At 53.2% G+C, this 12,153-nt stretch carries 10 protein-coding genes, 1 tRNA gene and 1 CRISPR repeat array; of the genes, 1 reads left to right on the plus strand and 10 read right to left on the minus strand.

The window, feature by feature from the left end; translation table 11 throughout:
• Positions 1–30: 30 nt before the first annotated feature.
• A CRISPR array of direct repeats spans positions 31–1,149; the repeat unit is 47 nt; unit sequence GTTGTCTCCAATGGTTCAAAGATACTAATTTGAAAGCAAATCACAAC.
• A 149-nt stretch (positions 1,150–1,298) separates the two neighbouring features.
• The 6 genes from Q0Z70_RS11310 to Q0Z70_RS11335 all read right to left on the minus strand — a co-directional run bounded on the left by Q0Z70_RS11310 (position 1,299) and on the right by Q0Z70_RS11335 (position 8,416).
• Positions 1,299–2,534 (minus strand): pitrilysin family protein, encoded by a 1,236-nt coding sequence (locus Q0Z70_RS11310; protein ID WP_298074599.1) that lies wholly within the window; start codon positions 2,532–2,534, stop codon positions 1,299–1,301.
• 22 nt (positions 2,535–2,556) lie between these two features.
• Positions 2,557–3,393, minus strand: a complete 837-nt coding sequence (locus Q0Z70_RS11315; RefSeq protein ID WP_298074601.1) for a peptidylprolyl isomerase — start codon at positions 3,391–3,393, stop codon at positions 2,557–2,559.
• Positions 3,394–3,564: 171 nt separating this feature from the next.
• Positions 3,565–6,102: a prolyl oligopeptidase family serine peptidase gene (locus Q0Z70_RS11320; RefSeq protein WP_298074603.1), complete on the minus strand. Its 2,538-nt coding sequence runs from the start codon at positions 6,100–6,102 to the stop codon at positions 3,565–3,567.
• Positions 6,103–6,326: 224 nt separating this feature from the next.
• Positions 6,327–7,013 carry an RluA family pseudouridine synthase gene (locus tag Q0Z70_RS11325; protein WP_298074604.1) on the minus strand — a complete coding sequence of 229 codons (687 nt, stop codon included), beginning with the start codon at positions 7,011–7,013 and terminating at the stop codon, positions 6,327–6,329.
• A 12-nt stretch (positions 7,014–7,025) separates the two neighbouring features.
• Positions 7,026–7,772 carry a 3-oxoacyl-[acyl-carrier-protein] reductase gene (gene fabG / locus Q0Z70_RS11330; RefSeq protein WP_298074606.1) on the minus strand — a complete coding sequence of 249 codons (747 nt, stop codon included), beginning with the start codon at positions 7,770–7,772 and terminating at the stop codon, positions 7,026–7,028.
• A 44-nt stretch (positions 7,773–7,816) separates the two neighbouring features.
• Positions 7,817–8,416 carry a TetR/AcrR family transcriptional regulator gene (locus Q0Z70_RS11335; RefSeq protein WP_298074608.1) on the minus strand — a complete coding sequence of 200 codons (600 nt, stop codon included), beginning with the start codon at positions 8,414–8,416 and terminating at the stop codon, positions 7,817–7,819.
• A gap of 152 nt (positions 8,417–8,568) precedes the next feature.
• Between Q0Z70_RS11335 and Q0Z70_RS11340 the strand changes: the two genes are divergently transcribed.
• Positions 8,569–8,641: transfer RNA gene (locus Q0Z70_RS11340), tRNA-Met, on the plus strand.
• 58 nt (positions 8,642–8,699) lie between these two features.
• Here Q0Z70_RS11340 and Q0Z70_RS11345 read toward each other — a convergent pair.
• Genes Q0Z70_RS11345 through Q0Z70_RS11360 form a run of 4 tightly spaced genes read right to left on the minus strand, consistent with a single transcriptional unit; the run spans position 8,700 to position 11,624 of the window.
• A complete protein-coding gene (locus tag Q0Z70_RS11345) occupies positions 8,700–9,527 on the minus strand; it encodes a hypothetical protein (protein WP_298074610.1) in 828 nt (275 codons plus the stop codon).
• Positions 9,524–9,907, minus strand: a complete 384-nt coding sequence (locus Q0Z70_RS11350; protein ID WP_298074612.1) for a GntR family transcriptional regulator — start codon at positions 9,905–9,907, stop codon at positions 9,524–9,526. Before Q0Z70_RS11350 ends, Q0Z70_RS11345 begins: the two co-directional genes overlap by 4 nt.
• Positions 9,908–9,909: 2 nt before the next feature.
• Complete coding sequence (locus tag Q0Z70_RS11355; RefSeq protein WP_298074615.1) at positions 9,910–10,770, minus strand: hypothetical protein; 861 nt, start codon at positions 10,768–10,770, stop codon at positions 9,910–9,912.
• Positions 10,767–11,624, minus strand: a complete 858-nt coding sequence (locus tag Q0Z70_RS11360; protein WP_298074617.1) for an ATP-binding cassette domain-containing protein — start codon at positions 11,622–11,624, stop codon at positions 10,767–10,769. The genes Q0Z70_RS11355 and Q0Z70_RS11360 overlap by 4 nt, the downstream gene beginning before the upstream one ends.
• Positions 11,625–12,153 lie beyond the last annotated feature (529 nt).

The raw sequence follows: 12,153 nt of genomic DNA on the forward strand, positions 1-12,153 counted from the left end.
TTATGTAGCCAGCTGTTGTATAGTCTGAATGTTGTCTCCAATGGTTCAAAGATACTAATTTGAAAGCAAATCACAACTACAATCCCTTTACGATCGGCTTCATCAAGGTTGTCTCCAATGGTTCAAAGATACTAATTTGAAAGCAAATCACAACTCGTTGTCGGAGACAAGAGAGTTATAATTGTTGTCTCCAATGGTTCAAAGATACTAATTTGAAAGCAAATCACAACCGATACGGAGGGCGAAGTAATCAAGTCCGGGTTGTCTCCAATGGTTCAAAGATACTAATTTGAAAGCAAATCACAACAATAACTTCTTGTATTGAATACGTACGGCAGTTGTCTCCAATGGTTCAAAGATACTAATTTGAAAGCAAATCACAACTATTTGCATATCTAAATCAATATAACGCTAGTTGTCTCCAATGGTTCAAAGATACTAATTTGAAAGCAAATCACAACTATGGCGGAAATCATCGCCGGTGCGTGGGGGTTGTCTCCAATGGTTCAAAGATACTAATTTGAAAGCAAATCACAACTGCTGGCACATGGGGGTGCGGTGGCAACGGTTGTCTCCAATGGTTCAAAGATACTAATTTGAAAGCAAATCACAACTTTGTCGTAGCCGTCAGATGGATTTCCAAGTTGTCTCCAATGGTTCAAAGATACTAATTTGAAAGCAAATCACAACAATAAACACTGTGTTTACCTAATCCTTCAGTTGTCTCCAATGGTTCAAAGATACTAATTTGAAAGCAAATCACAACCGGCCTGTCGATATAGCGCCCTGCAGTATAGTTGTCTCCAATGGTTCAAAGATACTAATTTGAAAGCAAATCACAACTGATGGCTGTGTTGGATTGCCTCCTGCTGTGTTGTCTCCAATGGTTCAAAGATACTAATTTGAAAGCAAATCACAACTTGAGTATTTTCGAACTGATGTCCTTGCCGTTGTCTCCAATGGTTCAAAGATACTAATTTGAAAGCAAATCACAACTGGTCTGTCGATATATCTCCCTGCAGTATAGTTGTCTCCAATGGTTCAAAGATACTAATTTGAAAGCAAATCACAACTTCGGCAGTTCGATATATTCGGTATATGTGTTGTCTCCAATGGTTCAAAGATACTAATTTGAAAGCAAATCACAACACCTTTGCGATATAGTTCTGTTCTGCGCGTGTTCATGTTGTCTCCATCGGAAATTTCCCCAATTTTGACACAGGGCAAGCGCCGACACGAATTTTCCACAGCGCCATGCAGACATTTAGCTGTCAAGAAACGTTATTTCACGACATCACTCAACCTTTGCAATAATGAATCACCACGCCGTTTTCGCGACGGAAAGCACGGTCGGCCACCCGGTGCAGGCGGTCGGACGTCACGGCACGGTAATTGTCCACCTCGCGATTGATGTCGTCGGCCTGACTTGTCAGTTCAAACCAGGCGAGGTTGGTAGCTACGTTCAGGTAATTCATATTCCCAAATATCTGGGAAGTCTCGAATTTGTTCTTCACCTTCTCCAATTCCGGCTCGTCCACCAGTTCCCGACGGAGCAATTCCAGTTCGGCACGGACGGCTGCCTCAGCTTCATCAAGGGAGACGCCCGGCGAGGGTTTGCCGCTGATGTGAAGCAGGCCGGCATCGCGGCTGCCGGAGATATAGGCATCAATACCGGAGAAGAGTTTCCGCTCCTGCACCAGGCGGAGGTTCAGGCGGCTGGAGCGGCCATTGGAGAGAAGATCGGACAGGATGTCGAACGCATAATAGTCGGGGTCGTCGCGGCGGCACATGTGGAAAGCCATGAAGAGCGCATCGAGGGGAACGGGACGCTCCACACAGAGGCGACGTTCTTCGGTCTGCTCAGGCTCCTGCGGCAAGTGCCGCTCAGGCACTTCGCGACGGGGAATAGGGCCGAACCATTTCTGCGCAAGGCGCACGGCTTCCTCCCAGGCGATGTTGCCCGTGACGGCCAGCACGGCATTATTGGGCGCGTAGTGGCGGTAGAAGAAGTCTTTCACCTCTTCGAGTCCGGCTTGTGCGATGTGCGCCAGCTCCTTGCCAATGGCGGGCCATTGATAGGGATGGACGCGATAGGCCAGCGGACGAATGAGATGGCCCACGTCGCCGTAGGGCTGGTTGAGGCAACGCTGCTTGAACTCCTCCATCACCACCGCACGCTGCACCTCCAGGCTGCGCTCGCTGAAGTCGAGGCCCAACATGCGGTCGGACTCCAGCCAAAAGCCCGTCTCCACGTTTGCCTTGGGCACGGTCAGGTAATAGTTGGTGATGTCGTTGTTCGTCCAGGCGTTGTTCTCGCCACCCGCCAGTTGAAGCGGTATGTCATAGTCGGGGATGTGCAGGGAGCCTCCGAACATGAGGTGCTCGAAGAGATGGGCGAAGCCGGTGTGCAGGGGATGCTCGTCGCGTGCACCGACGTCGTAAACGATGTTCAGCGCCACCATCCGCGTACCGGCATCTTCGTAGTGCACCAGCCGCAGGCCGTTGTCCAGTGTCAGTCGGTTAATCTCGAACATACCCCACTCTCCCCCGAACCTTTCAGTTCAATACTTCTACCTTGATGATTTTCACGTCTTCTTCGGGACGGTCGTTGCGGTCGGTCTTCACCCGCTGGATCTTGTCCACCACGTCCATACCTTCCAGCACTTCGCCGAAGACGGTATATTCGCCGTCCAGATGGGGTGTACCGCCTACGGTGGTGTATGCCTTCACCTGTTCGGGCGTGAAGCGGAACTCAGTTTGGCCGGCCAACTGCTTCTCCACCTGTGCAATCAGCGTGTCCTGCAGGTTCATCAGTCCTTCCTGGTCGCCTGCCTTGCGCAGCTTGTAGATGTCTTTGGCATGCTTGGAGGCCAGCGTGTTGAACAAGTTATTGAAGCGCATCCGGTTCATCTGCTGCTCCATGTCCAGCAGGGTGGAGTCGCTATAGACCTTGCCGGTCACGATGTAGAACTGACAGCCCGACGAAGCCTTCTCAGGGTTGACGTCGTCTCCCTGGCGGGCAGCGGACAGGGCGCCTTTCTTATGGAAATACTTGGGATAGACAAACTCGGCAGGCACGGTGTAGCCCACATCGCCCGAACCCAGCATCCGCCCCTTGGCGGCATGCTTCGACTCAGGGTCGCCTGCCTGAATCATGAAGTCCTTGATGACCCGATGGAAGAGAGTGCCCTCGTAGGTGCCGTCCTCGGCCAACTTGATAAAGTTATCACGGTGTTTCGGCGTCTCGTCATACAGTTTCACCACGATGTCGCCGGCGGTGGTTTCAATCTTCAGTTTCGTTTCTCCGCTCATGTTTCTGGTTTTTTTCTCCGGCTTGCAGGCCACCAGGCAGCAAGCCAGTATGGTTAATAATGCAAATGAAATCCTTTTCATCCTATCCTTTTGTTTAATTCGGGTCTGCAAATATAGTAAAATCAGCCCAAACCGCTTACTTCGGAACACTAAATCTATCAATCCGCCCTCTCAAACAGAACAAAAGCCGCCCCGTCCGGTCTGTTCCGGGGGCGGCTTTTTCTTTTTACCGTATCGGCGTTTCCCTACAATTTACCAATGGCGATCGGGATACAAGTCATTCCACCATTCGGGGCTGTCCTGAAGCCACTTGGCAAACCAGGCCATGATGGAGTTGTGCCACTGAACCCGTTTGTCGTAGTCGGAAATGAAGTGGTTTTCCCCGTCCACCGTTATGAATTCCACCGTCCGGCCCAAAATCTTCAGCGCATTGTACAGCTGGATGCTCTCGCCGATGGGCACATTGGTGTCGGCCGTACCGTGCAGGAGCAGCAGGGGCGTGTGAATCTTGTCGGCATTGAACAGGGCGCCGTGCTTGGTGAAGAGGTCGGGCTGCGACCAGGGATAACTGCCTGCGGCCGCAACGGCATTGTAAGAATAGCCCCAATAGCCTTCGCCCCAGTAGCTGGTCACGTTGCTGATGCCGGCATGCGAGACAGCGGCGGCAAAGAGGTCGGTCTTGGTCTGCAAGTACATGGTCATAAAGCCTCCATACGAAGCACCCAGACAGCCGATGCGTTCGGCATTGACAAACGGATGGGCTTCACAGAACTTCCGGGTACCCTCGATGATGTTGTCGGCCGTATAGTTGCCCCAGGCATTGACGTGGCGGGCGGAAAACTCCTGACCGTAGCCGATGGCGCCGCTGGGCTGGATGACGTAGACCACATAGTCGCGCGAGGCGAAAAGCTGCGGACTGTAGGGCGAGGTCATGCCGCGCGTGGTGGGCGTCGTTCCGCCGTAGTAATAGACAATCAGCGGATATTTCTTCTCCGGGTCGAAGTCGGGCGGCAGGCACATCATGCCTTCAATCGTCGTACTGTCCGAAGCCGTGAAACTCCATTCTTCCATCCGGCCGAACCGGATTTTGTCCAGCGTCTTCTGCATCGGGTTGGCCAGCAGTCGGGAGGTCTGCTTCCTGCCGTCGTACAGATAGGCCGCGCCGGTCGAGGTGTTGCCGCCGCCCACGTAGGCCGCCACCTGAGGAGCCTTGTCGGCCAGCGTAAAGGACGAAACGACATCTTCGGCTAAGGGGAGCATTTCAAACGTCCCCTTCTTCGGCGTGTAGCGGTAGACGTGCTGGCAGTCCTTGTCGGTGGTACTGAAATAGATGCAGCCGTCCGTGGGGTTCCATTGCAGGAGCGATACCGAGGGATTGAAGTCGCGCGTGATGGGTGTCACTTCCCGCGTGGAGAGGTCCATCAGGAAAGCCTGCGTATCGTAGTCGTTGGCAATGGGATGGGAGCCGCAGTTCTTGCCGATGCCGCCAAAGGCTTCGGGCCCGCCTGTCAGCACCAGCCGGCGGCCGTCGGGCGAATAGCTGGCGCCGTTCAGGTAGGCGTCTTCGCGCACCAGCGTGTCGGCTTTCATCGTGTTCAGGTCGATTTCAAACAGGGTGTTCAGGTTGTAGGGACACTTCGTGATGTCGGGCTTCGAGGTGGTGCAGAGCAGCCGGGTGCCGTCCTGCGAGATGTCGCTCAGGTAGACGGGACGCGACCCGTAGGTCAGCCGCTCGGAAACGCCCGTCTTCAGGTCGTACTTCACCAGATAGGAGCGGTTGCGCGAGCCGGGGATGCGGTCGTCGGGCATCAGCATGCGCTTCAGGGGGCCGTGCACCCGCTCGCCCTCGTCCGAAGAGGTATAAATGAGGTAGTCTTCCGTAGGCGACCAGCTGAATCCGCCGTCCGGCAGGTTGGCCATCACCGTTTCTTCGCGCATGGTGGCGGGGTCGAACACAATCAGGTCGTTCCGTTCATCGCCCGTCACGGTGTAGTAGAGCTTGCTGCTCACGGGCATCCAATGGGCATGGGTGGGCACATTGGGATGGATGATGCGGCCCGTCTTGACTTCGGTCAGCTCCTGCCACGTGCGCGAGCGTTTGGCGGAATAGTTGTCCCAGTAATAGGTCAGCAGATATTCGCCGTCGGGCGACAGGGAGACGGAGTAGACTTTCCGGCCGAAAGCGGTGTCGTGGAGCGACAGGCGGTGCTTCAGGTCGGGAGCCATGTGGAAGGGCACATTCCCGAAGTCTTTCTCGCCCTCGAATGTGCACTTCAGCACGGGTTCGGCCTTGTCGTCGGCCGAGGCGAGGAGCTTGATGACGATTTCGTTGTCGGCCTCAGGCTCCAGACGCAGGCTGATTTCAGCGGGACGCACCTGCGGGAGGCTGTCCTGCGCGGCATCCTTTACGTACTTGGACGTGCCGTTGACGAACACTTCGAAGCGGGCGGGCGAAGACACCTTGAGCTTGCCCTTCATAAAACGCTCGGCACGCAGGTCGGTCGCGAAGAGGTAGAGCAGGTTGTCGCGTTCGGCAGGAGCCACACGGACGTAACCGGCCGTATCGGCCTCGACGCGGTCGCAAGCATACGAATCGAAATCCAGACTGACAGTTGTTTTCAGCAGTTCCCTCATGGCAAACTTGTCGCCCTTGAAGTTGATGCTATCCCCCTGAAGGGGTGCCCGCAGCGATATGGCGGGACGCAGATAGAAGGCAGACGCCTGTTGCTGCGCCTGCATGGACATTCCTGCGCAGAGCAGCAATGCCGGAAGTAAAAGTTTCTTTTTCATAACGATACGTTTTTCTCATTCTTACCGGCTTGTCTTTGCCGGATTGTATTGCTTTCAAAGCCGACCTAAGGTCAGACTAAAAGTTTAGCCAAGACTTTGGCTAAAAGTTTAGCCAAGGCTTTGGCTAAAAGTTTAGCCAGGCTTAGGCTAAGGGTTTAGCCAGGCTTAGGCTAAGGGTTTAGCCAGGCTTAGGCTAAAGGTTTAGCCAGGCCTTGGCTAAGGGTTTAGTCCGTCAGGCCTTCCATTTCCCCGAAGCTGCGCCACAGGTTGCCCGGCGGTACGGGGGCCGTGACGTCTATCGGTTCTTTCGAGACGGGATGGACGAAGCGCACGCGGCGGGCATGCAGGCAGATGCTTCCGTCGGGATTGGAGCGGGGGAAACCATACTTCAGGTCGCCTTTGATGGGGCAGCCTATCCGGGCCAGCTGACAGCGGATCTGATGATGACGGCCCGTCTTCAGGCCGACCTCCAGCAGGCTGTAGTTGTCCGAGCGGGCGATGAGCCGGTAGTGCAGGACAGCCTTCTTGCTGCCGGGTTTCTCGGTGTCGTAGGCGTAGCTCTTGTTCTGCTTCTCGTTGCGCACCAAGTAGTTCACCAGCTCGCCTTCGGTCTCGGCGGGCGGCTGCTTCACGATGGCCCAGTAGGTCTTCTCCACTTCGCCGTTCTTGAACAGCTCGTTGAGGCGCGACAGGGCCTTGCCGGTCTTGGCAAAGACAACAAGACCGCTCACGGGACGGTCCAGGCGGTGGGTCACACCGATGAAGACATTGCCGGGCTTGCGGTACTTCTCTTTCAGATACAGCTTGACGGTTTCCGAAAGGGGCACATCGCCGGTCTTGTCTCCCTGCACAATCTCCGAAGCGGTCTTGTTGACGATGATGATATGATTGTCCTCGTAGACGACGGTCATCCCGATGCCGATTTACATGTTCATACCGCCGTCAATCTGAATTACCTGACCCGAAACGTAGGACGACAGGTCGGATGCCAGGAAGGTAGCCACGTTGGCCACGTCTTCGGGCGTACCGCCGCGACGCAAAGGTATCTTCTTGCACCATTCGGCCTTCACCTCGTCGGACAGGGCGTCGGTCATGGCGGTGATGATGAAGCCCGGAGCGATGGCGTTGGCACGGATGCCGCGCGAGCCGAGTTCCTGTGCGATGGACTTGGCCAAAGCAATCAGACCGGCCTTCGAGGCTGCGTAATTGGCCTGTCCGGCGTTGCCGTGAACACCGACCACCGAAGCCATGTTGATGATGCTTCCGGCTTTCTGGCGCATCATCACGGGCGTACAGGCGTGGATGAAGTTGAATGCAGACTTCAGGTTCACGTTGATGACCATGTCCCACTGCTGCTCGCTCATGCGCATCATCAGGCCGTCGCGGGTGATGCCGGCGTTGTTCACCAGGATGTCAATGCGTCCGAAGTCCTGCAGGATGGCCTCTACCACCTTGGCCGTATCGCCGAAGTCGGCAGCGTTCGAGGCGTAAGCCTTGGCCTTCACGCCCAGCGCTTCGATTTCTTTGGCCGTATGCTCGGCGTTCTCGTCGATGGCCAGGTCCGTAAATGCGACATTGGCGCCTTCAGCGGCAAACTTCAATGCGATAGCCTTGCCGATACCGCGTGCGGCACCGGTCACGATGGCTGTTTTTCCAGTTAATAATCCCATAATCTTATTGTTTAAAAATTAAAAGTTCTCTCTTCGTCCGCGTATCACAGCGTTATAGGCTCCCTGCGGTGCAAGGCTCCGAAGACGATGCGTGCCACGTACTTCTCGCGCGTGGCGTCGTCCAGCTTGGCTCCGATTTGTCCGCGAATATAGGGCACCTCGATGCCCTTCACGCAATAGTGCACCAGCTCGGCTGTCATGTCGAGGTCGTCTATCTGGAAGACACCCGTCTCCATCCCCTCGCGCAGCACGTTCTTGATGAGTTCCACTTCCCGCTGGTCGAACCGCTTGCGTGCCTTCTCCACCTTCCAGATGTCGCGGAAGAAGTCGGCACGGAGCGTCCCGTTGCGGTAGACCACTTCCTTCACCACGTCCAGGCGGGTGTAAATCATCTCAAGCATCTTCTCGTCGGGCGAGATGGGCTTGTCGGCCACGTGCTTCATAGTGTCCAGCAGGATGTCCAGCTGCGACTCGACCACAGCCATGTAGATGTCTTCCTTGCTTTTGAAATAGGTATAGAGCGTGCGCCGCCCTTTCTTCGAAGCGAGGGCGATGTCGTTCATCGTGGTGTTCTCGACGCCCATCTTCGCAAAGAGCTGGCGGGCGACGTCCACTAACTGGGTTCTGGTCTTGGATAACGGCATGGTTCAGTAATAGCACATTAATTGCACATTGCACACTAATTTGTGCAAAAGTAAGACATTTCCCATTATCCCACAAGAAATAAAAAAAATATCTGCCGTATATTTGTTTATTCAAAAACAAGTCTTACCTTTGCGCCCGAAATCAAGAACATCGCGGAGTGGAGCAGTTGGTAGCTCGTTGGGCTCATAACCCAAAGGTCGTAAGTTCGAGTCTTGCCTCCGCAACCCACAAAAAAAGGAATTGCAAGCGCAATTCCTTTTTTCGTTCTATCCCTCTTCCCGCTTATTCGCGCAGGAGGATTTCGCTTCGGCTCTTCATCTCCAATTTAAGCCGGGCATTCTCCGACAGGGGGTTCCACAGAATGCGGCGGCACTCCTGCGGATCGGCACGGAAGTTTGCAGCCTTATATCCGCTCAGATATTCGGTGTCGATGCAAAAGGAGTCGGTCTTCACCTCGAACCTGGAGTCATGTAGCTTGTCTATGTCCAGATGCAGATGCTCCACCGAACCGCTGACCAAATCCAGCTGACGCGCCAAAACAGACAGGGCACGGAAACGGGAATTCTGCACAAACACCGTGGCAGGGCTGTCGGAGAAATCAATGGCCAACGAATCGCGTTGCAAGTCCTGCAACTCTACCGCATAAAGCATCTCTCCTTTCAAGCACTCAACGTTTTCGGGCAAGCGCAAAGAAAAAGGTGAAGTCTGTACAATAAAAGAAGGAACAATCTTTCCTTCCGGCATTCTCTTCCGTAGTTTCTCCGGCGGGAAGCTGAACACAACATCCAAGGTATCGCCATGCGCTTTGAAGCTCATAAATTCTTCCATATCGGCCGCATAAGAGAAACTACCGGTAGCCGTATCGGCCGGAGTCACTATCAGATGGGCAGAGTTCAAGGTAAAGCAATCATCGTACTTGTACAAAGTCTTGTCCGTCTGGAATCTTATGACCTTGCAGGCAGGCAACGGACGCACCCGCTCTTCTCCTTCCAGGCGGAGGGTCATGTCCGACGCACTTCCGCTGTGCGTTCCCCAATAGATAACGGTGCCGCTCATGCCGGCCAGCAGAGCCAGCAGCACACCCAATATGACATAAGTTGTTCGTTTCATAACTTGTTGTTCTTTTCTTGATTCTTGGCATAATCGCGGTACATCGCCGCCAGTTCGGCATCGGAAATGCCCAGCGTGTACAGCTGTTTGAAAAAATAATCGACTTCGTTCGTCAGGAACTGTTCCTTGCGCAGGACGAGAATTCGCTCGCGGGCACCCGCAGCCACAAAGTAGCCGATGCCCCGCTTGTTGTAGATGATGCCCTGCGACTGGAGCTGGTCGAACGAGCGCATCACCGTGTTGGCATTCACCTCCACCACGGCGGCATACTCGCGCACCGAGGGAATGCGGCCGTCTTCGGCAAACTTTCCCGCCAGCACTTCGTCGCAGATGCGGTCGGCAATCTGCAAATAAATAGCTTTCGTATCTCTAAAATCCATACTTACCAACGATTAATGATTTCTGCTTCTTTCAAACGATAGTAGGCCGTCACCCAACAGAAGATGGCAAAGACAAACAGGAGACAAGTGACCAGCGTCAACGCCGTCTCTTCCTCCATAACGAAATGGGCATAAGGGCCGAAGTGCAGCGAATCGACCAGTATAACCAATACGGTCACAAAGATGGAATTGACGACAATCAGGGCCGCCGAGGTCTTGATGAAAGCATTCTTCGGCCACAAGGCGCTGCCCAATACATAGAGGCTCTGTACGGCAAAGTAAAGCGAGAAGCAAACCAACGTATTCAGCCCTGTACTAAAGATAGGTCCAAACAAGTTTTCGTCCGCCAAATGCCCGTAAGGGAACGTCTGTATCGCCTGAGTAAAGTCGGGATAGACCAGCGAATAGATAAACACACGCGTCAGGTCTGCCAGCACAAAAGCGACGGCATAGGCCAGTAGAAAGCCCAGCGTATAAATGAGCCAGCGGGAGAAGTACTTCTCGAACGTCGTGGCCGGCAGCATCAGAGCCGAAATCCCCCGGCGCCTGTCTTTCATGAATTCCATTACGAGCGAAGCACTCAACGTTCCCATTATAAAAATATAGAAACATCCTACTCCAAACTGAGCATCCCAAACCGGATCTCTATATTGAGAGTCCGTCATCTGAAGTTTTTCCAGATAGAAAGTTGCATTACTCGAATCCCAATAATCATATCTCAAATAACTTATCCAGATGAATATGACGGCCAAGGCACCATACATCACGACCAGCCGCAACACATTCGTCCGCCAGTTCTCCACCAAATCTTTCTGACAGCAATTCAGAAAACGCGGCATGCTGAAAAAACGATCACGCATCATCTCTCCTCCTCCACTTTAGAATGAAACAATTCCTTTATTTTCTCAGGGTTGGCCAATACGGCACCGAAGAGCAACTCCAGATTGGGCTTCGTCTCCACGCCCTCACGATTGGGCAGCAACAGACTGTTACCCTGCACCGAAGGCAGTTTGTATAAGGCCTCCTCGACTAAGGCGGGGCTGTCACTCTCCACAAACGCCAGCCGTTCGGTCACGTCGGCGATGGACTCGTCGAGCAGCACACGGCTGTTATCCATAATCACCACATGATCCAGCACATTATCAATGTCCCTCACCTGATGGGTGGAGATTACAATGGTCCGCTCGTCCGACATACCCGATGCGATGAACTTGCGGAACTGGCTCTTCGCCATGATGTCCAGACCGTTGGTCGGCTCGTCCATCAGCAGCAGCGAAGTATGCGCAGCGAGTGCAAAACTCATGAACACTTTCTTCTTCTGCCCCATCGACAGTCCGCCCAAATGAATACTCCAGTCCATCTCGAACAGATGCAGATAAGTCATCATGTCCTCCTTGCTGAAATTGGGATAGAACGGACTGTTCAGCTCCACAAACGAAACCAATGAAACGGCAGGCAAATCGAATTCCTCTGGTACGAGAAACACATCCCGCAGGGATTCGGGCAGACGCTTCCGCACATCCACTCCGTGATACATCACGCAGCCATGCTTGGGCGTCAGCAATCCGCACATCAGATACAACAAAGTGGACTTACCCACCCCATTTTTCCCCAGCAACCCATACACCCGGCCTTTCTCTAAAGAAAACGAGAAGTCCGACAACACTTTGGGCTTCCGGCGTCCATAACTAAATGAAATCTTTTCTACTTGTAGCATAATATATTAATATTTAATATTCCACACCCGTATCCTCCTACAGCAATGGATTAAAGGCCTATCACCCATAACTTCCAAAGAATATTAGTGTATTAGATTAATAGAACACTGCAAATGTAGTAAAAGAGTGATAACGCACAAAGAAAAAAGAAAAATTTTTTGTGAAAAAAGCAAATTCTGTCATATAGGATAAGAAAAAATTTCCGGCACCGTAAGAAAGCACTGCATGAAGGTATGACGAAGCACTTCGTGAGGATGTGAGGAAGCACTCTGTGGGAGGGTGAAGAAGCACTGCGTGAGGAGGCGAGGAAGCACTTTGTGAGGAGAAAAGAAAAAAATGCAGACAAGTTAAAAACATGGGAATATACATGAATACAGACAGAGACAGAGACAGAAACAGAGACAAAGGATAAGGACAAAAACAAAGTCCCCCGCAGCAGCATCGCTGCGGAGGACTCCCACTGAAAAAACGGCGGCGACCTACTCTCCCACTGTTACGCAGTACCATCGGCGTGACCGGGCTTAACTT

The sequence above is a fragment of the uncultured Bacteroides sp. genome (assembly GCF_947632445.1).
Classification (GTDB): Bacteria; Bacteroidota; Bacteroidia; order Bacteroidales; family Bacteroidaceae; genus Bacteroides.